This is a genomic window from Paraburkholderia sp. NMBU_R16, from assembly GCF_013282575.1.
GTDB lineage: Bacteria > Pseudomonadota > Gammaproteobacteria > Burkholderiales > Burkholderiaceae > Trinickia.
Genome location: NZ_JAAAYE010000002.1, coordinates 77,501 through 103,100 on the forward strand (window position 1 = coordinate 77,501; position 25,600 = coordinate 103,100).

The 25,600-nt window shown below is 63.9% G+C and carries 25 protein-coding genes; 21 read left to right on the forward strand and 4 right to left on the reverse strand.

Going from position 1 to position 25,600, the window contains the following annotated elements; genetic code table 11:
- The first annotated feature begins 118 nt into the window (after nt 1-118).
- From GWC77_RS01270 to GWC77_RS01300, 7 genes are all read left to right on the forward strand, one after another.
- Nucleotides 119-1,096 (forward strand): methyltransferase domain-containing protein, encoded by a 978-nt coding sequence (locus GWC77_RS01270; protein ID WP_173255041.1) that lies wholly within the window; start codon nt 119-121, stop codon nt 1,094-1,096.
- Between the two features lie 196 nt (nt 1,097-1,292).
- The gene (locus tag GWC77_RS01275; protein WP_173255042.1) at nt 1,293-1,769 is read left to right on the forward strand and encodes a DUF2244 domain-containing protein; all 477 of its coding nucleotides are present in this window, start codon (nt 1,293-1,295) and stop codon (nt 1,767-1,769) included.
- Nucleotides 1,770-1,797: 28 nt separating this feature from the next.
- Entirely contained in the window at nt 1,798-3,141 is a 1,344-nt protein-coding gene (gene coxB / locus GWC77_RS01280) for a cytochrome c oxidase subunit II (protein WP_173255043.1), read from the forward strand.
- Nucleotides 3,142-3,193: 52 nt separating this feature from the next.
- Nucleotides 3,194-4,804, forward strand: coding sequence for a cytochrome c oxidase subunit I (ctaD, locus tag GWC77_RS01285; RefSeq protein WP_173255044.1), 1,611 nt, complete (start codon nt 3,194-3,196; stop codon nt 4,802-4,804).
- Nucleotides 4,805-4,882: 78 nt separating this feature from the next.
- A complete protein-coding gene (locus GWC77_RS01290; RefSeq protein WP_173255045.1) occupies nt 4,883-5,017 on the forward strand; it encodes a cytochrome oxidase small assembly protein in 135 nt (44 codons plus the stop codon).
- Nucleotides 5,018-5,028: 11 nt separating this feature from the next.
- Nucleotides 5,029-5,232 carry a DUF2970 domain-containing protein gene (locus GWC77_RS01295; protein ID WP_173255046.1) on the forward strand — a complete coding sequence of 68 codons (204 nt, stop codon included), beginning with the start codon at nt 5,029-5,031 and terminating at the stop codon, nt 5,230-5,232.
- Nucleotides 5,233-5,286: 54 nt separating this feature from the next.
- A complete protein-coding gene (locus GWC77_RS01300; protein WP_173255047.1) occupies nt 5,287-6,144 on the forward strand; it encodes a cytochrome c oxidase subunit 3 in 858 nt (285 codons plus the stop codon).
- Nucleotides 6,145-6,304: 160 nt separating this feature from the next.
- On the opposite strand, the gene GWC77_RS01305 is transcribed toward GWC77_RS01300, so the two are convergent.
- Nucleotides 6,305-6,514, reverse strand: a complete 210-nt coding sequence (locus GWC77_RS01305) for a twin transmembrane helix small protein (RefSeq protein WP_173255048.1) — start codon at nt 6,512-6,514, stop codon at nt 6,305-6,307.
- Between the two features lie 96 nt (nt 6,515-6,610).
- Between GWC77_RS01305 and GWC77_RS01310 the strand changes: the two genes are divergently transcribed.
- The 10 genes from GWC77_RS01310 (at nt 6,611) to nagE (ending at nt 18,621) form a co-directional block, all read left to right on the forward strand.
- On the forward strand, nt 6,611-7,315 hold the full coding sequence (locus GWC77_RS01310; protein WP_173255049.1) for an SURF1 family protein: 705 nt from the start codon (nt 6,611-6,613) through the stop codon (nt 7,313-7,315).
- 18 nt (nt 7,316-7,333) lie between these two features.
- Complete coding sequence (locus GWC77_RS01315) at nt 7,334-7,960, forward strand: cytochrome C oxidase subunit I (protein WP_173255050.1); 627 nt, start codon at nt 7,334-7,336, stop codon at nt 7,958-7,960.
- Nucleotides 7,961-8,002: 42 nt separating this feature from the next.
- Entirely contained in the window at nt 8,003-9,112 is a 1,110-nt protein-coding gene (locus tag GWC77_RS01320) for a heme A synthase (protein ID WP_173255051.1), read from the forward strand.
- A gap of 5 nt (nt 9,113-9,117) precedes the next feature.
- Entirely contained in the window at nt 9,118-10,023 is a 906-nt protein-coding gene (gene cyoE / locus GWC77_RS01325; protein ID WP_173255052.1) for a heme o synthase, read from the forward strand.
- A 10-nt stretch (nt 10,024-10,033) separates the two neighbouring features.
- Nucleotides 10,034-10,645, forward strand: coding sequence for an SCO family protein (locus GWC77_RS01330; RefSeq protein ID WP_173255053.1), 612 nt, complete (start codon nt 10,034-10,036; stop codon nt 10,643-10,645).
- Nucleotides 10,646-10,857: 212 nt separating this feature from the next.
- On the forward strand, nt 10,858-11,685 hold the full coding sequence (locus GWC77_RS01335) for a MetQ/NlpA family ABC transporter substrate-binding protein (protein WP_173255054.1): 828 nt from the start codon (nt 10,858-10,860) through the stop codon (nt 11,683-11,685).
- A gap of 386 nt (nt 11,686-12,071) precedes the next feature.
- Nucleotides 12,072-13,175, forward strand: a complete 1,104-nt coding sequence (gene nagA, locus GWC77_RS01340) for an N-acetylglucosamine-6-phosphate deacetylase (protein WP_173255055.1) — start codon at nt 12,072-12,074, stop codon at nt 13,173-13,175.
- Complete coding sequence (locus GWC77_RS01345; protein WP_173255150.1) at nt 13,168-14,184, forward strand: SIS domain-containing protein; 1,017 nt, start codon at nt 13,168-13,170, stop codon at nt 14,182-14,184. Before nagA ends, GWC77_RS01345 begins: the two co-directional genes overlap by 8 nt.
- Before the next feature lie 12 nt (nt 14,185-14,196).
- A complete protein-coding gene (gene ptsP / locus GWC77_RS01350) occupies nt 14,197-16,806 on the forward strand; it encodes a phosphoenolpyruvate--protein phosphotransferase (protein WP_173255056.1) in 2,610 nt (869 codons plus the stop codon).
- A 75-nt stretch (nt 16,807-16,881) separates the two neighbouring features.
- Complete coding sequence (nagE, locus tag GWC77_RS01355; protein WP_173255057.1) at nt 16,882-18,621, forward strand: N-acetylglucosamine-specific PTS transporter subunit IIBC; 1,740 nt, start codon at nt 16,882-16,884, stop codon at nt 18,619-18,621.
- 105 nt (nt 18,622-18,726) lie between these two features.
- On the opposite strand, the gene rpoH is transcribed toward nagE, so the two are convergent.
- The gene (gene rpoH / locus GWC77_RS01360; RefSeq protein ID WP_173255058.1) at nt 18,727-19,662 is read right to left on the reverse strand and encodes an RNA polymerase sigma factor RpoH; all 936 of its coding nucleotides are present in this window, start codon (nt 19,660-19,662) and stop codon (nt 18,727-18,729) included.
- 365 nt (nt 19,663-20,027) lie between these two features.
- Here rpoH and GWC77_RS01365 point away from each other — a divergent pair, with 365 nt between their 5' ends.
- Both GWC77_RS01365 and GWC77_RS01370 read left to right on the forward strand, forming a co-directional pair.
- A complete protein-coding gene (locus tag GWC77_RS01365; protein ID WP_173255059.1) occupies nt 20,028-20,606 on the forward strand; it encodes an acyloxyacyl hydrolase in 579 nt (192 codons plus the stop codon).
- 43 nt (nt 20,607-20,649) lie between these two features.
- The gene (locus GWC77_RS01370) at nt 20,650-21,033 is read left to right on the forward strand and encodes a nuclear transport factor 2 family protein (protein ID WP_173255060.1); all 384 of its coding nucleotides are present in this window, start codon (nt 20,650-20,652) and stop codon (nt 21,031-21,033) included.
- Nucleotides 21,034-21,076: 43 nt separating this feature from the next.
- Here GWC77_RS01370 and leuA read toward each other — a convergent pair whose 3' ends face one another.
- Together leuA and ybiB are read right to left on the reverse strand one after the other, a co-directional pair.
- Entirely contained in the window at nt 21,077-22,732 is a 1,656-nt protein-coding gene (gene leuA / locus GWC77_RS01375; RefSeq protein WP_173255061.1) for a 2-isopropylmalate synthase, read from the reverse strand.
- 348 nt (nt 22,733-23,080) lie between these two features.
- Entirely contained in the window at nt 23,081-24,049 is a 969-nt protein-coding gene (gene ybiB, locus GWC77_RS01380) for a DNA-binding protein YbiB (RefSeq protein WP_173255062.1), read from the reverse strand.
- 141 nt (nt 24,050-24,190) lie between these two features.
- Here ybiB and GWC77_RS01385 point away from each other — a divergent pair, with 141 nt between their 5' ends.
- Both GWC77_RS01385 and maiA read left to right on the forward strand, forming a co-directional pair.
- Nucleotides 24,191-24,907 carry a fumarylacetoacetate hydrolase family protein gene (locus GWC77_RS01385; protein ID WP_173255063.1) on the forward strand — a complete coding sequence of 239 codons (717 nt, stop codon included), beginning with the start codon at nt 24,191-24,193 and terminating at the stop codon, nt 24,905-24,907.
- 24 nt (nt 24,908-24,931) lie between these two features.
- The gene (gene maiA / locus GWC77_RS01390; protein WP_173255064.1) at nt 24,932-25,579 is read left to right on the forward strand and encodes a maleylacetoacetate isomerase; all 648 of its coding nucleotides are present in this window, start codon (nt 24,932-24,934) and stop codon (nt 25,577-25,579) included.
- Nucleotides 25,580-25,600: the final 21 nt, after the last annotated feature.

Sequence of the window (25,600 nt, forward strand, 5' to 3'; positions counted from 1 at the left end):
CCGCTTGCGCGTAACCGGTGCTCGGCATCGCGCTGCCGGGCTTGCACATGGGCTTTCCCCTCGCTGGACTCGACCGAGCGAGCGAGTATACTTCGGGCTCTTCGCCAGATCGACCGTCATGTCCCCCACTCCCGCTAAATCTGGCCGTCCGGCCTATGATCCGAGGCTTGCACGGCGAATATTCGATCGCCGCGCAGCGGCGTTCGGGGACGTTGCATTCCTGCCGCGCGAGATCGCGCAGCGCATGCGCGAGCGGCTCGAGTACATCCGAACGAAGCCGGCGAACGTGCTCGACGCCGGTTGCGGCACGGGCGACGATCTGCCGGTCTTGCGCGAGCGCTTTCCCGATGCGCCGGTGTTCGGCGTCGATCTGTCCCACGCGATGCTCGCGCGCGCCGTGCCGCACGCGCTCAGCGATACGAGCTGGCGCCGCCTCTTGCCCGCGCCCCTCGCGCGCGCGCTCGGCAACGCGGGGCCACGCATCGCTCAGGCCGATTTCTCGGCGTTGCCGTTCGCGGGCGGTGTTTTCGACGTCCTGTGGTCGAACCTCGCACTGCACTGGCATCCCCGTCCCGATCTCGTGCTTCCCGAATGGCAGCGCGTGCTCAAAGTCGGCGGGCTGCTGATGTTCAGCACGCTCGGGCCTGACACACTGCGCGAGTTGCGCAGTGCCTTCGTCGAAGTGGAGGCCGCGCATGGCGTGGCAAGCCGGGCTCACGTACTCGATTTCGTCGACATGCACGATCTCGGCGACATGCTCGTCGAGAGCGGCTTCGAAATTCCCGTGATGGATCAGGAGACGCTGACCATTACCTATCGGTCGCCCGAGACACTCCTGGCCGACGTGCGCCGTTGGGGCGCCTATCCGTTTGCGCGTGATTGCGGCCAAGCGGGCAGTGCGCTGGGCGCGCCGGCATCGAAACGGCTTCATCGCGCGCTTGCCGCGGCGCTCGACGCGCGCCGCGGCAAGGACGGCACGATCGCGCTGACATTCGAAGTGATATACGGCCACGCCTGGAAGGCGGTGCCGCGTACGACCGCCGAAGGGCACGGTATCGTGCGGATAGAGGACATCGGTCGAAGGCGTCCGGGCTGAGTCGCGGCACCCTCGCGAAGCGCATGTGAAAAGCGCGCAAAGGCTTGCCAGGACTGGGTTGCGGGGCGATAGGCGTTTGCTTGTGGATGCCATTGATCGCGCCTATAATGCGTCAGTTTGTCGCCGCGAAGACCCACGATACAAGGCGGCGAGCCCCGGGCGCTCGGTATGCGAGCGGCATGCGCGGGAGGTGGCGATGGCGGTGCAAGCCCTGCTGACGGATGCGGAGCCGGTCATCGAAGACTGGCTCATGAAGCGAAACTGTTCGGTGTCGCCGAAGCAGTTCGTGTGGTTCTATGTGTCGCTGACGTTGTGCTCGTCGGCGATTGCGCTGTTGCTGGTCGTGTGCGGTGCATGGCTGGTCCTGCCGTTCACGGGTATCGAGTTGCTGGCGGTGGGCATCGCGTTCGTGATTTACGCGCGTCATGCGGTCGATTACGAGCGCATCCGGCTTTTCCCGAACCGGCTCGTGATCGAGCAGGTAAGTGCCGAGCGGTTGACGCAGTTCGAATTCAATCCGCGCTGGGTGCGGGTCGAGCAAGGTGCGTCGCTGCGCGATCCGATCAAGCTCGTATCGCGCGGACAAGCTGTCGTGATCGGGCTGCATCTCGCGCATCATCGGCGCGCGCAGTTCGCGAACGAGCTGCGCCTGACGCTCAAGCGGTGCGGTTGAAAGAGGTGGCGAAGGGGCGAGGATTTGAATGGAAATTTTAGCTAAGGAAGCTATGAAAACAATCAAGCGAGCCCTCTGGGGCGTGCTGGCCGCAAGTGGGCTCCTTTTCGCCTCGGGCGCATGGGCGGTCGGCGACAGCCCGGGCGGTCCAGCCGTCGGCGAGATCAACTTTCAACCGCCCGCCACGAAACTCGCCGAGGAGCTTTACCACCTCCACATGTGGATGTTGGTGCTTTGTACGGTGATCTTTCTCGGCGTATTCGGCGTGATGTTCTATTCGATCTTCATGCATCGCAAGTCGAAAGGACACAAAGCCGCCAATTTCCACGAAAGCACCACCGTCGAGATCATCTGGACGATCGTGCCGTTCATCATCGTCGTGCTGATGGCGCTGCCCGCCACACGCACGGTCGTGGCGATGAAGGACACGAGCAATGCCGACGTCACCGTGAAGGTCACCGGCTACCAGTGGAAGTGGGGCTACGACTACGTCAAGGGTCCTGGCGAAGGCATCAGCTACTTCTCGACGCTCACGACGCCGCGCAGCGAGGTCAACGGCCAGGCGCCGATCACCGACACCTATTTGCAGGAAGTGGACAATCCGCTCGTCGTGCCCGTCGGCAAGAAGATCCGGGTGATCACGACCGCCGACGATGTCGTGCACTCGTGGTACGTGCCGGCATTCGGCGTCAAGCAGGATGCCATCCCCGGCTTCGTGCGCGACACCTGGTTCAAGGCCGAAAAGACCGGAACCTTCCGCGGTTTCTGTACGGAGCTTTGCGGCAAGGAGCACGCCTACATGCCCGTCGTCGTCGTCGTGAAGTCGGATGACGATTACGCGAAGTGGGTCGACGAGCAGAAAAAGAAGATGGCCGCCAGCAACGACGACCCGAACAAGACCTATACGCTCGCCGAGCTCAAGGCTCGCGGCGAAAAAGTCTATACGGCGAACTGCGCGGTCTGCCATCAGCCGACCGGCAAGGGCGCCGGTGTGTTTCCGGCGCTCGACGGCAGCAAGATCGTGAACGGCCCGATCGCGCAGCATGTGAGCATCGTGCTGAACGGCAAGAACGCCATGCCGAACTGGGGCAAGACGCTCAACGACGTGGAGATCGCTTCGGTCATCACGTTCGAACGTAACGCCTGGGGCAATCATACGGGCGACATCCTGCAGCCGCGCCAGGTTGCCGATGCGCGCAACGGCAAGCTGCCCGAAGGCGGTGGCGCCCAGACGGCCGCGCCCGCAAGCGGCGCGCCGGCCGCAAGCGCGCCGCAGGCAAGTGTCGCCCCTTCGCAGGACAAGCCGGAAGCGGCGGCAGGCAATGCGCGCGCTCGCGTCGCGGCGCGTGCCGCTGCTGCCCCGGCGGCTTGACGTGTCGCTGTGTTCGTCACAGTCGGTGCACTATTCGCTCTAGGAGATTCACATGTCTAGCATCGGACACGATGTAGCCGGTCACGGCCACGCGCATGACGACCATGCGCATGCGACGCCGCATGGCTGGCGCCGGTGGCTGTTCGCCACCAATCACAAGGACATCGGGACGATGTACCTGGTGTTCTCGTTCACCATGTTCCTGTCGGGTGGGGTGGCGGCGTTGATGATTCGCGCCGAGCTGTTCGAGCCGGGCTTGCAGATCATGCGTCCCGAGTTCTTCAATCAGCTCACCACGATGCACGGCCTCATCATGGTGTTCGGCGCGATCATGCCGGCGTTCGTGGGTTTCGCGAACTGGATGATTCCGCTGCAAATCGGCGCAGCCGACATGGCGTTCGCGCGGATGAACAACTTCAGCTTCTGGCTGTTGCCCGCCGCGGCGGCGTTGCTCGTCGGCTCGTTCTTCGCGCCGGGCGGTGCGACGGCGGCCGGCTGGACGCTCTATGCGCCGCTTTCGACGCAGATGGGCCCCGGTATGGATTTCGCGATTTTCGCGGTCCACATCATGGGTGCGTCGTCGATCATGGGCAGCATCAACATCATCGTGACGATCCTCAACATGCGCGCACCTGGCATGACGCTGATGAAGATGCCGATGTTCGTCTGGACGTGGCTCATCACGGCCTATCTGCTGATCGCCGTCATGCCGGTGCTGGCCGGTGCGATCACGATGTTGCTGTTCGATCGTCATTTCGGCACCTCGTTCTTCAACGCGGCCGGCGGCGGCGACCCGGTGATGTATCAGCACATCTTCTGGTTCTTCGGCCACCCCGAGGTCTACATCATGATTCTGCCGGCGTTCGGCATCATCTCCCAGGTGATCCCGGCGTTCTCGCGCAAGCCGCTGTTCGGCTATAGCTCGATGGTCTATGCGACGGCTTCGATCGCGATCCTCTCGTTCATGGTCTGGGCGCACCACATGTTCGTGACGGGCATGCCGGTCACGGGTCAGCTGTTCTTCATGTACGCGACGATGCTGATCGCCGTGCCGACGGGCGTAAAGGTGTTCAACTGGCTGGCCACCATGTGGCGTGGCTCGTTGACGTTCGAAACGCCCATGTTGTTCGCGATCGGCTTTCTCTTCGTGTTCACGATGGGCGGCTTCACCGGTCTCATGCTGGCGATGGCTCCGCTCGACATCCAGTACCACGGCACCTATTTCGTCGTCGCGCACTTTCACTACGTGCTCGTTGCGGGCTCGTTGTTCGCGCTGTTCTCAGGGTGGTACTACTGGGCGCCGAAGTGGACAGGCTGGATGTACAACGAGACGCGCGGCAAGATCCACTTCTGGGCGTCGATGATTTTCTTCAACCTGACGTTCTTCCCGATGCACTTCGTGGGTCTCGCGGGCATGCCGCGCCGATATGCTGATTACCCGGCGCAGTTCACGGATTGGAACCAGGTTGCGACGATCGGCGCATTCGGCTTCGGTCTCGCGCAAGTCTATTTCCTGTTCGCTGTCGTACTGCCGGCCTATCGCGGCGGTGGCGAACTCGAGAAAGCATCCGACAAGCCGTGGGACGGCGCGATGGGCCTCGAGTGGACGGTGCCGAGCCCGGCTCCGTTCCATACGTTCGAGAATCCCCCGACGGTAGAGTGAACGGCCGGCCCCCGGTGGGCCGCATAGCATGCGCGCCGGGCGGTATGGGCCGCCCGGCATGAACGAGCAGTACGAAGGATGACTCTGGATCCACAAAAAAGACGATCGCCGGCGCAGATGCGCGCCGGCAACCTGCGGCTGGCCTTGATCCTGATCGGTGTCGTCGCCGTCTTCTTTTTGGGTGCCGTCGTCAAGCAGTGGCTGGTCCGTTGATGGAGGCGGCCATGGAACAGAAGGGCAAGAGCAGTTTCGCTCGGACGATGAAAGCGGTGATGTGGTCATTTTTCGGCGTACGCAGGAGCCGCGACCACGCGGCCGATGCGACGCAGTTGAACCCGCTGCATGTGATCGCGGCGGCGGTGATCGCGGCGGCCGTATTCATCGGTGTATTGATCGCAATCGTGCATATGGTGGTCAGTAAGGGCTGAAGCGCTCACTGGCACAACAAATTGGACTGACTGGACTGAAGTGGAGAATCAACAATGAGCGGTCAAAACGATAGCCCGTATTACTTCGTGCCGAATCCGTCCCGGCACCCGGTCACTGCGTCCGTCGGCGTCTTGATCATGCTCGGATCGCTCGGGCTCTGGCTCAACGAAAGCCCGTGGGCGCCCTATACGATGTTCGCCGGGCTGCTTTGGTTGCTGTTCGTGTTGTGGCACTGGTTTGGCGACGCCATTTCCGAATCGGAAGGCGGGATGTACGGCAAGCGTGTCGATACGTCGTACCGCTGGAGCATGAGCTGGTTCATCTTCTCCGAAGTCATGTTCTTCGGCGCGTTCTTCGGTGCGCTCTTCTACGCGCGCGAAATCGCGATGCATCAGCTCGGCAGCCTCGACTACAAGCTGATCTGGCCGGATTTCAGCGCCGTATGGCCGAACGAGGGTCCGGCAGCACTCGCCGGCCACTTCAAGTCGATGACGCCGTGGCCGGTGCCGACGATCAACACGGCCTTGCTGCTGAGCTCGGGCGCGACGCTGACGGTGTCGCACCACGCGCTGCGCGACAACCATCGGACGAAGGCGATCGCGTGGCTCGCCGCGACGGTCCTGCTCGGCATCACGTTCCTCTTCATGCAGGGCTTCGAGTACTTCCATGCGTACAACGAGTTGAACCTGACGCTGGCCTCGGGCGTGTACGGCTCGACCTTCTTCCTGCTGACGGGCTTTCACGGCTTCCACGTGTTTCTTGGCGGAACGATGCTCTCAGTCGTGCTGGTGCGGTTGATCCGCGGTCACTTCACGGCCGATCACCACTTCGCGTTCGAAGGCGCCGCGTGGTACTGGCACTTCGTCGACGTCGTCTGGCTGGGGCTTTACGTCGTCGTCTACTGGCTTTGATCCTGGCTGGCGGGCACGTGCCTCGCGCGAGGTGCCTGCTCCGCCGCAGCCCGCGCTTCGAATATCGGACTGCCCAGGCTTTGACGCCGCCTTCGAGACGATCGGGGCGGCGTTTGTCTTTATAGTCCTCGATGGACCCCGGCGTGCAACGAACCGGCGATCAATGTCCGAGCGGAATTCGGTTGTACTGAATCCAGCCGAGCCAGTGCGCGATCAGGATGAACAGGAAAAGCGAGATCGACAGGCCCACGCGCGTGGCAAGCGACCAGACCATGCGCTTCGTGCGCCCCCGGTCATGCATCATGAAGTAGAGCGCCGATGCCATGCTGGCGATGATGAGGACGAAAGCGATAGCGATGATGATGTGCATGGAATCAACGAATATTCGGCATTACGAAGCAGTAGCCGCAATTATCTCACCCGTTCGCCGCGCATGGGCGTGCGATGACCGTATAGCGGACGCCGCATGAAATTCCGCCTGATTCCCACGCTGTTGATCCTCTTCGTGATGGCGGTGACGATCCGGCTCGGTTTTTGGCAGCTCGATCGCGCCCATCGGAAGGAAGCGATCGAGTCCCGAATCTCGCGTTACGAAAGCGCGCCGCCGCAGATCGTGACAAAGGCACCGATCGCGGCTCAGGCGATCGAATATCACCGCGTGCGCGCCTACGGACGCTTTGTGCCGCAGCGCGTGGTCTATCTCGACAATCGACCGTACCGCGATCAGCCGGGCTTTTATGTGGTGATGCCGCTTCAACTGGCCGACGGCGGCTATATTCTCGTCAACCGCGGCTGGTTGCCGCGCAACGCCGATGTGCGCACGGCAATCGCTCCATACTCGACGCCCGCTGGCGACCTCTGGATCGAAGGCATCGCCCGCGGCAACGCTTCTCGTGCATTCGAGCTTGGCGAGGGCGGCTCGGCGGCGCATCAGCCGATCCGGCAAAATCTCGACACGGCCGCCTATGCGGCGGAGACCGGATTGCCGCTTCAACCGTTCGTGATTCAGCAGACGAACGATACCGGCGATCGGCTCGTGCGCGATTGGCCGGCCCCGACCACCGGCGTCGAGCGCAACTACGGTTATATGCTGCAGTGGTGGGGCATGGCCGCCGCGGCATTGGCGTTCGGTCTATATGCGGCGCGACGTGCCGCGAAGAAAGCGACTTGAAGAGGTTTTCGTTTGTCTATGCCGTCCACTCGTTCCCCGAATTCACCTGAGCGCGCCACACGAGGTTCCTGGCGGCGCGGCCGCTGGGTGTTGCTGCTGCTTGCGCTCGTGAGCGCCGCTCCGGTCATTGCGTCGTATCTCGCTTATTACGTATTCAAGCCAAGCCTCGGTACGACCAACTACGGCACGCTCGTCGAGCCTCAACGTCCGATCCCCGAAGGGCTCGTCGTGACGGATGAATCGGGCAAGCCGATGAAGCTCGCTTCGCTGCGCGGCGTATGGCTGATGATCGCTGCCGATACGAGTGCGTGCGACAAGGCGTGTGCAACGAAGCTCTATTTCATGCGCCAGATTCGTGCGACGCAGGCCGGCGAACGGGAGCGCATCGTCACCATATGGCTGCGTACCGATCAGTCGCCGGTGCCCGATGCCATCAAGACGGCTTATGCCGACACGCGCATGCTCGTCGCCGACCCGGCTGCCGTCGCCGCTTGGTTGCCTGCCGAAACGGGCACGCACGATACCGACCACATCTATCTCGTGGACCCGAACGGCAACCTCATGATGCGTTTTCCGAAGAACCCGAACCCGAGCAAGATCAAGGGCGATGTGACGAAGCTGCTCAAATGGTCGAGCATCGGATGACGCGGGGGCTGCCTTGGCGGGCGCAGTGATTAGGGATCCGAAATGTTTTTAGTTCAACTTGCGCTGATCGGTCTGTGCATCGCGCTGCTGCCGCTCAGCTATGTCTGGGTCAAAGCCAGCGACGACAAATTTCGCAAGCTCGTCTGGGTGACGACATTCCTTACGCTCGACCTCGTCATGTTCGGCGGCTTCACGCGGCTGACCGATTCGGGGCTCGGTTGCCCAGATTGGCCGGGCTGCTACGGCACGGCGTCGCCGTTCATCGCGCATGCGCAAATTGCCGCGGCCCACGCGGCGCTGCCGACAGGACCGGTCAGCATGACCAAGGCCTGGATCGAAATGATCCACCGCTATTTCGCGATGGCTATCGGTGTGCTGATCGTCGCGCAGACGCTGATCGCCTGGGTCGCACGTATCAAGCGCCGCCCGCTCGGCGTGTCGCCGTGGTGGCCGACCGCGCTCTTTGCGCTGATCGGCGTGCAGGGCATCTTCGGTGCCTGGACGGTCACGATGAAGCTTCAGCCCATCATCGTCACGACGCACCTGCTGCTCGGCCTCGCATTGCTGGGCTCGCTGGGATGGCTCGCCGCGCGCGTCACGCCGATGCCGGCGTACGAGCCGGGCGCCGCACGCTATCGCACCGCGGCACTCGTCGGGCTGACGCTGCTCGTCGTGCAGATCGCCTTGGGCGGCTGGGTCAGTACCAACTATGCTGTGCTGGCGTGCACCGATTTCCCGACCTGCAACGGGCAATGGATTCCGTCGATGGACTTCGCGCACGGTTTTCATCTCTGGCGCGCGCTCGGCATGACGAGCGACGGAGACGCCATCACGCAAGACGCACTCGTGGCGATTCACTGGACGCATCGCACGTTCGCGTTCGTGGTGATTGCCTATCTGGTCTGGCTGGCGCTCCAATTGCGGCGGTATGCCTCGCTCGCGCGTCCCGCGATGGGCGTGCTGGTCGTCATCGCGGTGCAATTCGCCACCGGCCTGTCGAATATCGTGCTAGCGTGGCCGCTGCCGATCGCGGTCGCGCATAACGGCGGCGCTGCCGTCCTGCTGCTTTTGCTCGTTGTGCTAAACTTTCGAACCGCTTCCAGCCGTCCCGGCCGCGCGGCGCTTGCAGCGCGCGGCACCGCAACCGCGTGACTCTCATGGACAGCACAACGCTCCCTCATACTCTCGGCTCCCGGTTTTCGCAGTACTTCGCGCTGACGAAGCCGCGGGTCACGCAGCTCGCGGTTTTCTGCGCGGTGATCGGCATGTTTCTGTCGACGCCGGGCATGGTGCCGTGGACTGTTTTGATCGGCGGCACCGTCGGTATCTGGCTGCTCGCGGGCGCCGCGTTCGCGATCAACTGCCTCGTCGAGCAGAAGATCGATTCGATGATGCGGCGCACGGCATGGCGGCCTTCCGCGCGCGGCGAGATCACCACGACGCAGATCCTGCTGTTTTCGGCTGTGCTCGGCGGCCTGGGCATGTGGACGCTCTATACCTTCACGAATGCGCTGACGATGTGGCTCACGCTGGCCACCTTCGTCGGCTATGCCGTGGTCTACACGCTGCTGCTCAAACCGGCCACGCCGCAAAACATCGTGATCGGCGGCGCATCGGGTGCGATGCCCCCCGCGCTCGGCTGGGCCGCGGTGACGGGCGCGGTCCCCGGGGATGCCTGGATTCTCGTTTTGATCATTTTCGTCTGGACGCCGCCGCATTTCTGGTCGCTTGCGTTGTATCGCCGCCAGGACTACGAAAACGCCGGCCTCCCGATGCTACCGAACACGCACGGGGAGCAGTTCACGCGTCTGCATATTCTGCTTTACACGATCGTGCTCTTCGTCGTGACGCTGATGCCGTTCATTTCGGGCATGAGCGGAGCGGTGTACCTGAGTGCGGCCGTCCTGCTCGGCGCCATCTTTCTCGCCTATGCGTGGAAGATCTATCGCGAGTACTCCGACGCGCTCGCGCGCAAGACGTTTCGCTATTCGATCATCTACTTGTCGCTGCTCTTTGCCGCGCTGCTCGTCGATCACTATGCGCGCGCACTGCTCGGTGCGTGACATCGAGGCCATGTTCGTCCATTTCCTCGCGCGTCGCACGCGCATCGTGCTCGCTGCATGCGCGGCCGGTATCGTGCTCGCGCTGACCGGTTGCGGCAACAAGGCGCCGGCGTTCGACAATCTCGATATCACGGGTAACTCGCAATTCGGCTCGGCGTTCGCGTTACCCGACACGAACGGCAAGACGCGCACGCTCGGCGATTTCAAAGGCAAGGCTGTCGTTCTCTTTCTCGGCTACACGCACTGCCCCGACGTTTGCCCGACCACGATGGCCGAACTCTCGCAGGCGATGCAGCAACTCGGCTCCGACGCGGCGCGCGTGCAAGTGCTCTTCGTGACCCTCGACCCGGCGCGCGACACGCCGGAAGTGCTGTCGCAATACGTGCATGCTTTCAACCCGTCGTTCATCGGTTTGCGGCCGAGCGACGCGCAACTGGCCCGGTTCGCCAAGGACTTCCGCATCTACTACGCGAAAGTGCCCGGCAAGACGCCCGATAGCTACACCATGGACCATACCGCCGCCAGCTACGTATTCGATCCCTCGGGCAAACTGCGACTCTTTGCACGCGATGGCCAAGGCGCTGAGCCTTGGGTGCACGATCTGAAGTTGCTGCTCGACTGATTTCCAGTTGAGCTTTTCGTCGGCCGATGCCGTGATAAACACGGGTCGTGTTGCGTCGCGACAGTCGGTGCGCTAGCCGGAGAACGCCGCTCTGGGCCGCGCCCTCGCGCCGCATATCGATATGCCATCATCGTATTTTGCGGTGCAGCACGCGTGTGAGACGATGGACCTCGCTGTATCGAACGTTCATCCATCAAGAAAGCGAGTTCCCCATGCAGTCCAAAACGCTTCCCCAAACGCTACTGAAATTCCTCCTCGCCGCGACGACGGGTGCGGCGCTGGTCATGAGCACCGGCGCGTGCGCGCAAGACAAGCCGATCAAGGTGGGTGTGATCGCAGGCCCCGATTCGCAGACCTGGCAGGTTGTCAAGAAGGTGGCGAAACAGAAAGAAGGGCTCGATATCAAACTCGTCGAATTCAACGATTACGTGCAGCCGAACGCGGCGCTCGACGCGGGCGATCTCGACGCCAACGCGTTTCAGCATCAACCTTATCTCGACAGCCAGATCAGGCAACGGGGCTACAAGATCGTCAACGTCGGGCTGACCTATATCTCCCCGCTCGGCATCTATTCGAAGAAGCTCAAATCGCTGAAGGACCTGCCGCAGGGTGCGAAGGTATCGCTGCCCAACGACCCGTCGAACGAGAACCGCGCGCTGCTGCTGCTACAAGCGCAAGGTGTCGTCAAGCTGAAGGCGGGAGCCGGCGCGAACGGCACCAACGCGACGCCGCTCGATATCGAATCGAACCCGAAGAAGATCAAGCTCGTGGAATTGGACGCCGCGCAGTTGCCGCGCTCGCTCGACGATGTCGATGCGGCCGCGATCAACACCAACTATGCCCTCTCGGCAGGGCTCCAACCGGTGAAGGATGCGATCGCCCGGGAGGATGTGCATAGTCCGTACGCGAACCTCATCGCGGTGCGCACGCAGGACAAAAGCAAGCCTTGGGTGAAAAAGCTCGTGGCGGCGTACCAATCGCCGGAAGTCCGCCAGTTCATCAACAGCGAATTCAAGGGTGCGGTCGTGCCGTCGTTCTAAGCCCCAGACGTCGATCCGACGCGCTGAGAAAGCCAGCCCTCCCGGGCTGGCTTTGTTTCGTTGTGCGGCGGCAATCGGTGACCATCGCGGCCCCCTTGCAACGTCCACTGGGCTCCGGGTTCGGGTAAATCCCGATGCCCGGTCATGGCGACCATCGGCCCCGTCGTGAGCCTGAAATCCTTTCCAGACAAGGCTTTCGAGCATTTATCGGTGCTCCGTACGCGTGAATTGACTGGTATTATTGTGGTTATATAATGGGCTCCAATTCGCAGCCCAGCCACGCACGTCCCAGCGCAGCTTGCTGCCCTCGAACCGCCGATGTTCGCGCTGGCCTGGATCGTGCGCCCCCATCCGCTGTTCCCCGCAATATCGAAATCGAATATCCCATGCTCAATGGAAACATTCTGACGCCCGACGGTTGGATTCACGGTGCGCTCCAATTCGAAAACGGCCGCATCACCGTGCTCGACGGTGCGCGCGTCGATCCGTCGACGAACGACAGCTGCTATATCCTGCCCGGCTTCATCGATCTGCACGTTCACGGCGGCGGCGGCGCCGACGTCATGGAGGGCGGCCGCGCCATCGAGACGATCGCGCGCACGCATGCCCGTCATGGCACGACCAGCCTGCTGGCCACGACGATGACGGCTCCACGAGCGGAGTTGATGGCCGTGGTGGCCGAACTCGGCGATGTCACGCGCTGCCGCACGCCCGGCGGTTCGCGCGTGCTCGGCGTGCATCTCGAAGGGCCGTACATCAACCCGGGCAAGCTCGGGGCACAGCCCGATGCGGCCGTGTCGGCCGCGCTCGACGAAGTGCTCAAATATCTGTCGATCGCACCGATTCGCGTAGTCACGCTGGCGCCCGAGATCGCGGGTCACATGGAGATCATCTCGGAGATGGCTGCACGCGGCGTACGTGTGCAACTGGGCCACTCGCTCGCGACTTACGACGACGCTGTCGCGGCGCTTAAGCACGGCGCTTGCGGGTTCACTCATCTGTTCAACGCCATGTCGCCGATGCATCACCGCAACCCGGGGCTCGTCGGCGCGGCATTCGCGCATGCCGAGTTCGCCGAGATCATCCCCGATTTACTGCACGTCCATCCCGGCGCGATCCGGGCGGCGCTGCGCGCGATTCCGCGCCTTTATGTCGTGACCGACAGCACGTCGGCCACGGGCATGCCGGACGGCGAGTACCGGCTCGGCAGCCAGCAGGTGACGAAATGCCTCGGCGGCGTACGGTTGTCGGATGGCACGCTGGCGGGCAGCACCCTCACGATGGACGATGCGCTGCGCAACCTCGTTTCGCTCGGCTTGCCGCTGGCGGATGTCTCCGACCGCATGTCGCGCCATGCCGCCGATTATCTGGGCCTCGAAGATCGCGGGCGGCTCGTGCGCGGCGCATGGGCGGACGTCGTCGTATTCGAGCGCGATCTCACGCTCGCAGCGACCTATGTCGAAGGAGAGCAGATTGTCGAATATGCTTGACGAGGCGCTCGCCGCCCGCCATGCGGTTGCAGCGCAGTGCGCCGACACCGACCGCGTCGAGGCGCTGGCCGCGTCGCTGGCCGAAAAGTCGCGCCATGTCGCGCTGACGGTCGCGCGCGGCAGCTCGGACCATGCGGCCAGCTATTTCGCGAGCTTGGCCATGAGCCGCATCGGCGTGCCTGTCGCATCGCTGCCGATGTCGATCGCAACGCTGCAGGCCGCGCCGCTTCGTGTGGCCGGCGAGTTCGCCATCGCATTCTCGCAATCGGGCAAAAGCCCCGATCTCGTCGAAACGATGACGACACTGCGGCGCGCGGGCGCGCTCACCGTCTCATGTGTCAACGCGCCCGATTCGCCGCTTGCGAGTGCATGCGAATGGCAATTGCCGCTTCGCGCGGGACCTGAGCGTTCGGTCGCAGCGACGAAGAGCTATATCGCCATGCTGTCGCTTTCGGCGCAGCTCGTCGCCTTCTGGCAACGCCCGGAGCGCGATGAGCCGTTGATCGAGGCGCTGCGCGCGTTGCCCGACGCGCTCGACGAAAGCGCGCATCTCGACTGGTCGCGCGCAATCGAAGCATTGGTCGGTGCCGAGCGCATGTTCGTGATCGGCCGCGGCCTCGGACTCGCGATCGCGCAGGAGGCGGCGCTCAAGCTGAAGGAGACGTCCGGGATTCAGGCCGAGGCCTTTTCGAGCGCTGAGGTGCGTCACGGCCCGATGGAACTCATCGACGAGAACTATCCGCTGCTGATATTCGCGCCGCGCGGACCCGAACAAGCCGGGCTCGTGCGCCTTGCCGCAGATATGCGTGCGCGCGGCGCGCGCGTATTGCTGGCAGCGCCGGGCGATGTGGCCGAGGCCACGCTGCCGCTCGCGACGACGCGGCATCTGGCGCTCGATCCCATCGCCGCGATTCAGACCTTTTATGTCATGGCTGCGGGACTCGCCGTCGCGCGCGGGCGCGACGCCGATCAGCCCCGTTATCTCAACAAGATCACCGAAACCCACTAGCGAGAAATCCGCATGGAACTTGCGCAAGAGTCCCGATTGAAGAGCGAGACCCAGGACTCGATCGTCCTGCTCGCGCCTATGACCGGCCTGGTCGTGCCGCTTGCCGACGTGCCCGACCCTGTCTTTGCGGAAGGCATGCTTGGCGACGGCATCGGTATCGATCCGCTCGAGGGGAAGCTCGTCGCGCCCTGTGAAGGTGTGGTGACGCATCTCGCCCGCACGGGCCATGCGTTGACCCTGCAAACGACGCAGGGTGCGGAAATCCTGCTCCATATCGGCATCGATACCGTCGATTTGAATGGACAGGGGTTTGCTGCGAAAGTCGCGCAAGGCGCGCGCGTGAAAGCCGGCGACATCCTGATCGAATTCGATCAGGACTTCGTTGCGACGAAGGCGCCCAGTCTCGTATCGATCGTCGCCGTGGCGAACGCCGATGTCTTCGAGATCGTCGAGCGGCCCGGCGAAACCCGCCGCGGCATGATTCGGATTGGCGAGCCGCTACTCGTGCTGCGCTCGAAGACTGCCGTGTCGGGCGCCTCGAAGGCCCACGCGCAAGCGCAGCCTCTACATGCGGCCGACGTACCGCAAGCATCGCGTGAGATCACGCTCGCGGTCGCGGGCGGGCTCCATGCGCGTCCTGCGGCGCGTGCGCGCGAGGCCGCGCGCGGCCTCGATGCCCGAATCGAAGTCTGCCATGGCAGGCGGTGCGCGAGCATCGAGAGCGTCGTCGGACTCATGGGGTTGGGCGCCGGCGAGGGCGCGGCCGTCGAAGTGCGCGCCGTCGGCGCCGATGCGGCGGCGGCCGTGGATGCGGTCGTGCGCGAGCTGCTGCGCGAAGTGCACGGCGAGCTCGAGGAAACGCCCGCACGCGTTGCCTCCCCCGCACCGCGCCCCGCTGCGGTCATGGCAGGCGTGCCGGCCGACCCGAACACGCTCGCCGGCGTGTGCGCGGCGCCAGGCATTGCGGTCGGCACGCTCACGCGCTGGGACGATACGCAATTCGATCTGCCCGAGGCCGGAAGCGGGACCCCCGCGGCCGAAAGCCGCCTGCTCGATCGCGCGTTGGCGACCGTCGACGCGCAATTGAACTCGACGGTGCGCGACGCCTCGCAACGCGGCGCCGTCGGCGAAGCGGGCATCTTCGCCGTGCATCGCGTGCTGCTCGAGGACCCGACGCTGATCGATACCGCGCGCGATCTCATCAGCCTCGGTAAAAGCGCGGGCTTCGCGTGGCGCGAGGCCATTCGCGCACAGATCGGCGTGCTCGCGAACGTGGAAGACATGCTGCTCGCCGAACGCGCCGCCGATTTGCGCGATATCGAGAAGCGGGTGCTGCGTGAGCTCGGCTACGGGCAGCAGAACGCACGCGCGTTGCCCGACGATGCCGTGCTCGCTGCCACCGAGTTCACGCCGTCGGACCTGTCGTCGCTCGACAGAAAGCGCGTGGCGGCGCTCGTCATGGCCGGCGGCGGTGCGACCTCGCATGCGGCCATCATCGCTCGGCAGCTTGGCATTCCGGCGCTCGTCGCTGTCGGCGACGCGCTGCATGCGATTCCCGACGGCACGCAAGTCGTCGTCGACGCTAGCGCGGGGCGCATCGAGTACGCACCGACGGCGCTCGACGTCGAGCGCGCGCGTCTCGAGCGGCAGCGTCTGGCCGGCGTGCGCGAGGCCAACCGCCGGGTATCGCAGGAAGCCGCGTCGACGGCCGACGGTCGGGCGATCGAGGTCGCCGCCAACATCGCGACGCTCGACGATGCGCGCACCGCGATCGAAAACGGAGCCGATGCCGTTGGCCTATTGCGAACCGAGCTGCTTTTCATCCATCGCGAGACGGCGCCGAGCGCTCGCGAGCATTGCGCAAGCTATCAGGCGATCGTCGATGCCTTGCAAGGGCGCTGCGCCATCATCCGCACGCTCGACGTCGGCGCCGACAAGGAAGTGCCTTATCTGACGCTGCCGCCCGAAGCGAATCCGGCGCTCGGGCTGCGCGGCGTACGCCTCGCGCAAGTGCGGCCCGATCTGCTGGACGATCAATTACGCGGCTTGATCGAAGTCGAGCCTCATGGCTCGGTGCGGATTCTGTTGCCGATGGTGACCGACGCCAACGAGCTGATGCGCCTGCGTGCCCATATCGACGAGCTCGGCCGTGCCGCGGGACGTACCGATCCGATCGAAGTGGGCGTGATGATCGAGGTGCCGTCTGCGGCGTTGCTCGCCGACCAGCTCGCACGCCATGCCGATTTCCTTTCGATCGGCACGAACGACCTCACGCAATACACGCTGGCGATGGATCGCTGCCAGCCCGATCTCGCTGCGCAGGCGGACGGCCTGCATCCGGCCGTGCTGCGTCTCATCGAGGCGACGACGCGCGGTGCCGCGAAGTACGGCAAGTGGGTCGGCGTCTGCGGGGCGCTCGCGGGCGATCCGCTTGCCGTGCCGCTGCTCGTCGGCCTCGGCGTGACAGAGCTTTCGGTTGATCCGGTTGCCGTACCGGGCATCAAGGCGCGTGTGCGCCGACTCGATTATCAACTGTGCCGCCAACGCGCGCTGGATGCGTTGGAGCTCGACTCGGCACAGGCGGTAAGAGCAGCAAGCCGCGAAATCTGGCCGCTCGACTAGGCGCGCCGCGCTTTTTCGAGCAGCCGGCATCGCACCCAAACAAGCATCGACGACGAGAAGACATTGGAGGCACTCATGGACGGAAATCCATTTTTGAAGGTCCAGCGGCTAGGGCGAGCGCTGATGCTGCCGATTGCGGTGCTGCCGGTCGCGGGCATTTTGCTGCGCCTCGGCCAGGCCGACGTGCTGAACATCAAGATGATTGCCGACGCGGGCGGCACGATCTTCGACAATCTGCCGTTGCTGTTCGCGATCGGCGTGGCGGTGGGCTTCGCGAAGGACAACAATGGCGTTGCCGCATTGGCGGGTGCGATCGGCTATCTGATCGAAATCGCCGTGATGAAGGACATCAACGACAAGCTCAACATGGGCGTGCTGTCGGGAATCATCGCGGGGATCGTGGCGGGGATGCTCTATAACCGCTACAAGGACATCAAGCTGCCCGATTATCTGGCGTTCTTCGGCGGCAAGCGCTTCGTGCCGATCGTGACCGGGCTGGCCTGTGTGGTGTTGGGCATCGTCTTCGGGTACGTCTGGCAACCCGTGCAGGCGGCCATCGACGCGACGGGCCACTGGCTCACGACGGCCGGTGCGATCGGCGTATTCGTCTATGGCACGCTGAACCGATTGCTGCTCGTGACGGGCCTGCATCACATCATCAATTCGCTCGCCTGGTTCGTATTCGGCACGTTCACGCCTCCGGGCGGCGGCGCGGCGGTGACGGGCGATCTCCATCGCTTCTTTGCGGGCGATCCCACCGCGGGCGGCTTCATGACGGGCTTTTTCCCGATCATGATGTTCGGCCTGCCGGCGGCGTGCCTCGCGATGCTGCACGAAGCGCCGAAGGAGCGCCGCGCGATGGTGGGCGGCCTGCTGTTTTCGATGGCGCTGACATCATTTCTGACAGGCGTGACGGAACCCGTCGAGTTCAGCTTCATGTTCCTCGCACCGGTGCTCTATGTGATCCACGCGTTGCTCACAGGCCTTTCGCTCGCGATCTGTCAGGCGCTCGGCATCCACCTGGGCTTCACGTTCTCCGCCGGCGCGATCGACTACGTCCTGAACTACGGGTTGTCGACGAAAGGCTGGCTTGCGATTCCGATCGGACTCGTCTACGCGGCGGTCTACTACGGGCTCTTCCGGTTCTTCATCCGCAAGTTCAACATGGCCACACCGGGGCGCGAACCCGCGACGACCGACGCCCAGGTCGAACCGTTCGCGGCTGGCGGTTATGTCGCGCCGACGGCGGGCGCGGCAGCGCCGCGTGCCGTGCGCTACATCGCTGCGCTCGGCGGTGCTTCGAACCTGACGCTCGTCGACGCCTGCACGACGCGCCTGCGCCTTTCGGTGGTCGACGCCGAGAAAATTTCGGAGCCGCAGCTGAAGGCCATCGGCGCACGCGGCGTGCTCAAGCGCGATGCGCGCAACGTGCAGGTCGTCATCGGGCCGGAAGCCGACATGATCGCCGACGAGATCCGTGCGGCCATGGCGGGTCCCGCAGGGAAATCCGCGCCGGCCGCTGCGGGGGCCGAGCAGGGACCGAGGGGACCGCTCGATCCCGATCCGATGCGCTGGCTCGCAGTGTTCGGCGGTGCGACGAACGTCGCGGCACTCGATGCCGTTGCGGCCACGCGGTTGCGCGTAGTCGTACGCGATCCGGGCGCTGTCGATCGCCAGCGACTTGGGGAGCTCGACGTTGCCTGGGTATCGGCCGATACGTTCCACATCGTCTGCGGTGCTGCCGCGCAGCGCTACGCCAAGCAACTGGCCACGCGCCTGCCGCCTGCCGCGGGCGCGTCGCCGCAGCCCGTCTGACGCCCGTGCGCGCCCGAACTCGCTTCGGGCAATGAAAAAGAGCGGCCAGGGTAACCTGATGCCGCTCTTTCTTTTAGCCCGCCGAAAGGGCGGGGTCGACGAGAATCAAGCGTACGCGGCCAGCGCGTTGCGCATCTTTTTCATCGCACTCGCTTCGATCTGACGAATCCGCTCGGCCGACACGCCGAACTCTGCGGCGAGTTCATGCAGCGTCGAGCCGCCCGATCCGTCATCATCGACGTTGAGCCAGCGCGCTTCGATGATGCGGCGGCTGCGTGCGTCGAGCGAATCGAGCGCTTCGGCGATGCCGTCCGTTTGCAGCTTGTCGCGTTGGCGGGCGGCCAGCACGGCGGTGGGCTCGCTGTGCGCGTCCGCCAGATAGGCGATCGGCGCGTACGATTCCTCGCCGTCTTCGACGTGCCCTTCGAGCGCGATGTCCCCGCCGGAGAGCCGCGTTTCCATTTCGGTGACTTCTTCGCGTTTGACGTTGAGCTCTTTCGCGAGGCCTTCGATCTCGTCGGGCGAGAACGCTTGCAGCCCTTGCTTATGGCTGCGCAGATTGAAGAACAGCTTGCGTTGCGCCTTCGTCGTCGCGACCTTCACCATGCGCCAGTTGCGCAGAATGTATTCGTGGATCTCCGCTTTGATCCAGTGGATCGCGTACGACACCAGGCGCACGTTTTGCTCGGGATCGAACCGTTTGACCGCCTTCATCAGCCCGATGTTGCCTTCCTGGATGAGATCCGCATGGGGCAGACCGTAGCCGAGATAATTGCGTGCGATCGACACGACGAGACGCAGGTGCGACAGCACAAGCTGACGCGCGGCATCGAGGTTGTTGTGCAGGCGAAATTCGGTGGCGAACCGGCGCTCTTGCTCCGCCGTCAGCATCGGAATGCGGTTGACAGCCTGGATGTAGGCGTCGATGTTGCCCAGCTGGCCGGGCAGCATCGACGTTGGCGCGAGCGTCAGAGCACCTGCCGAAGCGGCCATGGCGGACGCCGGGGCGAGAGGGCTCGGAAGGGTCATTGCGTTGCTCACGTAGGAAACTCCTTGAAATCGGACTACCGCTCAGTCACAAGTACGACTCCGGGGGATATTAGCACTCCCGGAAGCCGAGTGCTAAGTCTTGGAGTCTCAAATCGCGCCGGAAGTTCCATGATGCTATCGATTCAGTAGAGTCGATAGCTGATTCTACTCCATTGGTCGTGGATGGGCCGCGGATCGGGGAAAGCGGGCAGTGCAATTGGGGCGGAATCGAACGGGCGGACGCGCTGTTTGCGAGATTGTGTATTGCGCGAGACGATACGACGCGCCGAAAAACCATACCGTAAGATAGACGCGCTTCGGGCCGCATGGCGCGTGGTAGTGGCCCGATCATCAAAGAGCCCCTTCGGAGTATGCGAATGAAAAAGAAGAACCGGATCCGGCAACGTCCCTCGAGCGTTTTCGTCATAGCGGCACTGGCGGCGGCCACCACGCTTGCCGCGGCACCGGGCCTCGCGCGGGCCGATACTTTCGGCGTGCAGCTCGGAGGAGGATTTGGCGAGCACGATGTCAACAAGCTCGACCTGGGCCTCGTCTGGGACCCGGGCATCAATTGGTGGGAGATGGGCGGCTGGCATTTTTCTCTCGTCGGCGAAGCCCATGTGGACTATTGGCACCCGGGCAATGGAACGTCGCGTCATGACGTCTACGCGTTCGGTGTGCAGCCCATGATCCGCTTCATCAAAAGCGCCGGCGCCGTTCGCCCATTCATCGAAGCGGGCGCGGGTGTGCGCGGGCTCTCACGTGTGACGATCAAGGATGGATATTCGATGGGGACGGCCTTTCAGTTCACCGAGATCGTTGGCGTCGGCGCGCAATTCGGCGGCCACCAGCAGTACCAGGCCGGCTTTCGATTTCAACATGTGTCGAATGCCGGTATCAAAGAGCCGAATCCTGGTATAAATTTCAGCCAGCTATATCTGCAATACAACTTCTGACGCGAATGTCCCGTGCGGCATTCGGGTGCATGGGAGCTGAGCGATGGCGGCAAAGATGATCGAAGCGATTCGCGTGCTCGAGCGCGACCGGTTTCGTGCGATGGTCGACGGCGACGTGCCGATGCTCAACGAGCTGCTGTCCGAGAACGTGAGCTTCGTTCATACCAACGGCAAGCGCGAGACGAAGCAGCAATTCATCGACGCCATCTCCGCGGGTCGACGGCGCTACCGGCAAATCGAAGTGCAATCGCAAGACGTGCTGCCCGTCGGCAGCGAGACCTGTGTGGTGACGGGGCGCGCACTGATCGAAATGGAAGCGAACAACGGCGCCTTGCTCTATCCGATCGCCTATACGGCCATTCAGGCGCAAGAAGGTGGCCAATGGCGTCTCGTGGCGTGGCACGCGACGCGCTGCGCGCTCGAATGACGCGCCGGCGCGTGCGTGCCCTCTTACCGGCAGCGTATTCGCCTCACGCTGCCGCCTGACGCTCGTCGTCGCTCCACTCGAACCTGTTCACCGCGCTGATGAGCGCGTCCACCGCGGCTGTCGCGGCATCGGCATGCACGCCGACGCCGAAACGCAGCGGCGCGCTGCCCGCACGACAGCCGACGAATGCGGCCCATGCACCGTCGGCCGTGCGTGCAGTCTCGTACGAGCAGACATCGATTGGGCAGGCTGCCTCGGCGCTGAGTGCACGCGCCACCGCTTCGACGAGTGCATCGCCCGTCGCTTGCGCCGAGTCCGCGCCGATACGGGCCGCTTCGCGACGCTGCCAACGTACCGTGGCCGCGTCAGTGCGCGTGGCCGGTCCCCGCACGCCGAGATATTCGCGGGCGAACCGTTCGCAGATCGCTTCGCCCGTGACTTCGACGCCGGATTCGTCGGCGATTTGCTGCACCACATGACTGAATTCGATTTGCAGGCGGCGCGGTGGCGCAAAGCCGAGCCCGCGCTCGAGCAGGAATGTCGAGCCGCCTTTGCCCGATTGGCTGTTCACGCGTATGACGGCATCGTAGCTGCGACCGAGGTCCGCCGGATCGATGGGCAGGTACGGCACTTCCCAAGCTCCCTCGGCCGATCGCCGCGCGAAGCCTTTGCGGATCGCGTCCTGGTGCGAGCCGGAGAAGGCTGTGAAGACGAGATCGCCCGCGTAGGGGTGGCGCGGATGTACGGGTATTGCGTTGCAACGCTCCACGACGCGGCGCACCGCATCGATATCGGAGAAATCGAGGCCCGGATCGATGCCTTGCGTATAAAGGTTCAGCGCAAGCGTCACGAGATCGACGTTGCCCGTGCGCTCGCCGTTGCCGAACAGGCACCCTTCGATGCGCTCGGCTCCCGCGAGCAACGCCAGCTCGGCCGCTGCGACTGCCGTGCCCCGATCGTTGTGCGGATGCACCGAGAGCACGATGCTGTCGCGCCAGGCAAGGTTGCGATCCATCCATTCGATCTGGTCGGCGAACACATTGGGCGTAGCGGCTTCGACCGTGGCTGGAAGATTCAGGATCATCTTGTGCTCGCGCGTCGGCGCCCACGTTTGCGCGACAGCGTCACAGACTTCACGCGCGAAGGCGAGTTCGGTCATGCTGAACGTCTCCGGCGAGTATTGAAACGTCCAGCGCGTGCCGGGCCGTCGTTGGGCCTCTTCCTTGATGAGCCGTGTGCCCTCGACAGCGAGCGCTTTGACGTCTTCCTTCGAAGCATCGAACACGATGCGCCTGAACGAGGGGCAGATCGCGTTGTACAGATGGACGATGGCGCGTGGGGCGCCTTCGAGTGCTTCGAATGTGCGCGCGATGAGATCGGCGCGTGACTGCACGAGGACTTCGATCGTCACGTCTTCAGGAATCCGCTGCTCGTCGATCAGCTTGCGTACGAAGTCGAAGTCCGTTTGCGAAGCCGACGGGAAGCCGACCTCGATCTCCTTGAAACCGATGGCAATCAGCATCTCGAAGAACTCGAGCTTCTGCTCGATGGTCATCGGGTCGATCAGCGACTGATTGCCGTCGCGAAGATCGGTACTCATCCAGATCGGCGCGGACTCGATCGTCCGGCTCGGCCACTTGCGCGTGGCGAGGCGAACAGGCTGAAACGGTCGGTACTTCCCGGCGGGATTGCGGAGCATGGCGAACCTCTTTCGTTGCGTCGTCTGCGAAACGCGAGGCAGGCTCGGCGGCTGGCCAGGCGTACCGGGGCGCACAATGCGCCGGCGCTTTTCGCGATTCGCCCGAACGGTATTCGGCCGAATGCTGACGACTACGGTTTGTAGGGAACTGCGGTTTGGGCGAAACGGAACTGCGGGAACTGCAGGAGGACCGCGCAAACGACACGCGGCGCTACGGCTGGCTTACGCTAGTCGTAGCGATAGAGGCCGCGCTAGTCGGCCGGAGGTAATTCGGAGGGTGTTCGAAATGGAACGCATGAAGCGCACTGTATGTCAGCGACGGCGACGCTGTCAACCGTCGCCGTTCGGCTAAACCTGCCGCACCACCCGCACGATCGTCTCCACCTGGCGCGCGAGCGTGGGCGGCACGGGCTGCCGGCCGTCCAGCACGGCCTGGGTCCAGGCTGCCGTCGTATCCGCATCGCGCGATTCCGGCAGAGCGGCCGGTTGCGCTTCGGACGAACTGCGCTCGGCCGCGACGAGCGTTTCGGCCACGCCGTCATGCAGCCAGTCGATCTGGACCTGACGGCGCGTGTCGGCCACAGCCTCGCCCTCGGTGCCGCGTGCGAGCAACGCGCCGCCAACGGCTGCTGCGGGATGCGCGACGAAAAGTTCGGCAAGGCTCTCGCGATACTCCGGATGCGTATAGTTGACGAGCCGCAGGCCCGGGGACGCAAACGGCTGCAGGATTTTCACGAGCGTATGCGTCGAATTGCGCACGCCCATGATCCGGCGCAGTGCCAAAAGGCGCGCGAGCTTCGGCGCCAACACCTCGATCGGCGCGAAGGCGAGCGCGCGGTTGGCCAACTGCGCCTCGATCTCCGGATGCGAGTTGGCCGCTGCGATGCCCAGCCTCTCGAAAATCTCCGCGCTCGTCACCCGCCCGGCATCCGTGCTCACGCCGTGCACGAGTGTCGGCACGCCCTCGCGCGCGAGCAGCAGCGCGAGCAGCGGCACCAGGTTGGGCTGCTTGCGCGCGCCGTTGTAGCTCGGAATGGACACGGGCCGGCTTTCGCCTCCCGGCACGCGCAGTAATGCGAACGACGCTTGCGCGGCCTCGAGCATGGCCGCGAGTTCCGCAGCCGTCTCACCTTTGAGCCGGTAGGCGAGCAAAACCGCGCCTAGCTCGATATCCGAGACGCGGCCATCGAGCATCGCGCCATACAACGCGTGCGTGTCTTCCGGCGAGAGAGCGCGGGCTCCGTTCGGACCGCGTCCGATTTCCTTGATGAAACGGGCGCAGGCAAAGGTGCCGGGCGAGGCGGCGGATTCGGTCATGTCAGAAAGCGGGTGCAACGAGAACCCGTCGAAATTAAGTAGGCTGTGCAACCTCATTGAGTACAGCATTCGCCGCGATCTTGCAAGCCGTAGCACCTGCACGCGCGTTAAACTCGTTTCTTTCATTGCAGGGAGAGGGGAATGGATTACGTGTTTGCTCCGGCGCCCACCGTCTCGGTGCCGGTCGCGGAAACGACCGGCACTTCGGGTACTGGCCGGCGCTTCCCCGTGCGCCGCGTCTATTGCGTCGGACGCAATTACGAGGCGCACGCGCGCGAAATGGGCCATGATCCGGACCGCGAGCCGCCGTTCTTTTTCTCGAAGCCGGCCGACGCAGTCCTGAACGTGGCGCCGGGCGCAACGGCCGAATTTCCGTATCCGTCGTGCTCGGCCAATGTCCATTACGAAATGGAACTCGTCGTTGCGATCGGCAAGGCCGGGCGGGACATTCCCGTCGAGCGCGCGCTCGAGCACGTCTACGGTTACGCGCTCGGGCTCGACATGACGCGGCGCGATCTCCAGGCCGAAGCGAAAAAGCTGGGACGGCCCTGGGAAACCGCAAAAGGCTTCGATCATTCGGCGCCGACCGGCCCGATCCACCCAGTCGCGCGAGTTGGCCACATCGATCGGGGCGCCATCTGGCTCAAAGTGAACGGCATCGAGAAACAGCGCTCCGATGTATCGCAACTGATCTGGTCGACGCCGGAAACGATCGCTTATCTGTCGACGTTGTTCGAGTTGCACCCGGGCGACCTGATCTTTACAGGCACCCCCGAAGGTGTGGGCGCGATCGTCAAGGGCGATTCGATGACGGGTGGCATCGATGGTCTCGGAGAATTCAGCGTACGCGTTGTGTGAGCGTGCGCATCGTCGGAGTCGACCATGAAGCTTTACAGCTACTTCCGGAGTTCGGCCGCATACCGTGTGCGCATTGCGCTCAATTTGAAGAATCTGCCGTACGAGTACATGCCCGTGCATCTGCTGCGCGCGGGCGGCGAGCAGCTCACGGCCGATTACCGCAAAATCAGTCCGGACGCCATCGTGCCGACGCTTGTGGACGGGGACGACGTGGTATTGCAGCAGTCGCTCGCGATCATCGAATACCTCGAGGAAACGCATCCGAGTCCACCGCTTTTGCCCGCGGCGGCCGTGGATCGAGCGTATGTGCGGGCCATTGCTTTGCAGATCGCCTGCGAGATCCATCCGCTCGATAATCTGCGCGTGCTGCGCTATCTCGTGCGCGAAATGGGTGTTTCCGAGGAGGCCAAGAACGGCTGGTACCGGCATTGGATCGAAAACGGTTTCGCGTCGCTGGAGGCACGGCTATCGGCGGATCCGCGTACAGGCACGTTCGTATTCGGCGATACGCCGACGCTCGCCGATATTTGCCTCGTACCGCAAATATTCAACGCGCTGCGGTTCAAGATCGATCTCGCGCCCTATCCGACATTGCATCGTCTCTACGAGCACGCAAGCGGGCTCGATGCGTTCGCGCGTGCCGCGCCCGGCGCGCAGCCGGACGCGGAGTGAGGCCGCAGCCCCGGCCACAGG

Excerpts from the sequence above, each read along its gene's own strand:
- GWC77_RS01270 (WP_173255041.1), top strand. The coding sequence starts at position 119 with ATGTCCCCCACTCCCGCTAAATCTGGCCGTCCGGCCTATGATCCGAGG.
- GWC77_RS01275 (WP_173255042.1), top strand. The coding sequence starts at position 1,293 with ATGGCGGTGCAAGCCCTGCTGACGGATGCGGAGCCGGTCATCGAAGAC.
- coxB (WP_173255043.1), top strand. The coding sequence starts at position 1,798 with ATGGAAATTTTAGCTAAGGAAGCTATGAAAACAATCAAGCGAGCCCTC.
- ctaD (WP_173255044.1), top strand. The coding sequence starts at position 3,194 with ATGTCTAGCATCGGACACGATGTAGCCGGTCACGGCCACGCGCATGAC.
- GWC77_RS01290 (WP_173255045.1), top strand. The coding sequence starts at position 4,883 with ATGACTCTGGATCCACAAAAAAGACGATCGCCGGCGCAGATGCGCGCC.
- GWC77_RS01295 (WP_173255046.1), top strand. The coding sequence starts at position 5,029 with ATGGAACAGAAGGGCAAGAGCAGTTTCGCTCGGACGATGAAAGCGGTG.
- GWC77_RS01300 (WP_173255047.1), top strand. The coding sequence starts at position 5,287 with ATGAGCGGTCAAAACGATAGCCCGTATTACTTCGTGCCGAATCCGTCC.
- GWC77_RS01305 (WP_173255048.1), bottom strand. The coding sequence starts at position 6,514 with ATGCACATCATCATCGCTATCGCTTTCGTCCTCATCATCGCCAGCATG.
- GWC77_RS01310 (WP_173255049.1), top strand. The coding sequence starts at position 6,611 with ATGAAATTCCGCCTGATTCCCACGCTGTTGATCCTCTTCGTGATGGCG.
- GWC77_RS01315 (WP_173255050.1), top strand. The coding sequence starts at position 7,334 with ATGCCGTCCACTCGTTCCCCGAATTCACCTGAGCGCGCCACACGAGGT.
- GWC77_RS01320 (WP_173255051.1), top strand. The coding sequence starts at position 8,003 with ATGTTTTTAGTTCAACTTGCGCTGATCGGTCTGTGCATCGCGCTGCTG.
- cyoE (WP_173255052.1), top strand. The coding sequence starts at position 9,118 with ATGGACAGCACAACGCTCCCTCATACTCTCGGCTCCCGGTTTTCGCAG.
- GWC77_RS01330 (WP_173255053.1), top strand. The coding sequence starts at position 10,034 with ATGTTCGTCCATTTCCTCGCGCGTCGCACGCGCATCGTGCTCGCTGCA.
- GWC77_RS01335 (WP_173255054.1), top strand. The coding sequence starts at position 10,858 with ATGCAGTCCAAAACGCTTCCCCAAACGCTACTGAAATTCCTCCTCGCC.
- nagA (WP_173255055.1), top strand. The coding sequence starts at position 12,072 with ATGCTCAATGGAAACATTCTGACGCCCGACGGTTGGATTCACGGTGCG.
- GWC77_RS01345 (WP_173255150.1), top strand. The coding sequence starts at position 13,168 with ATGCTTGACGAGGCGCTCGCCGCCCGCCATGCGGTTGCAGCGCAGTGC.
- ptsP (WP_173255056.1), top strand. The coding sequence starts at position 14,197 with ATGGAACTTGCGCAAGAGTCCCGATTGAAGAGCGAGACCCAGGACTCG.
- nagE (WP_173255057.1), top strand. The coding sequence starts at position 16,882 with ATGGACGGAAATCCATTTTTGAAGGTCCAGCGGCTAGGGCGAGCGCTG.
- GWC77_RS01365 (WP_173255059.1), top strand. The coding sequence starts at position 20,028 with ATGAAAAAGAAGAACCGGATCCGGCAACGTCCCTCGAGCGTTTTCGTC.
- GWC77_RS01370 (WP_173255060.1), top strand. The coding sequence starts at position 20,650 with ATGGCGGCAAAGATGATCGAAGCGATTCGCGTGCTCGAGCGCGACCGG.
- leuA (WP_173255061.1), bottom strand. The coding sequence starts at position 22,732 with ATGCTCCGCAATCCCGCCGGGAAGTACCGACCGTTTCAGCCTGTTCGC.
- ybiB (WP_173255062.1), bottom strand. The coding sequence starts at position 24,049 with ATGACCGAATCCGCCGCCTCGCCCGGCACCTTTGCCTGCGCCCGTTTC.
- GWC77_RS01385 (WP_173255063.1), top strand. The coding sequence starts at position 24,191 with ATGGATTACGTGTTTGCTCCGGCGCCCACCGTCTCGGTGCCGGTCGCG.
- maiA (WP_173255064.1), top strand. The coding sequence starts at position 24,932 with ATGAAGCTTTACAGCTACTTCCGGAGTTCGGCCGCATACCGTGTGCGC.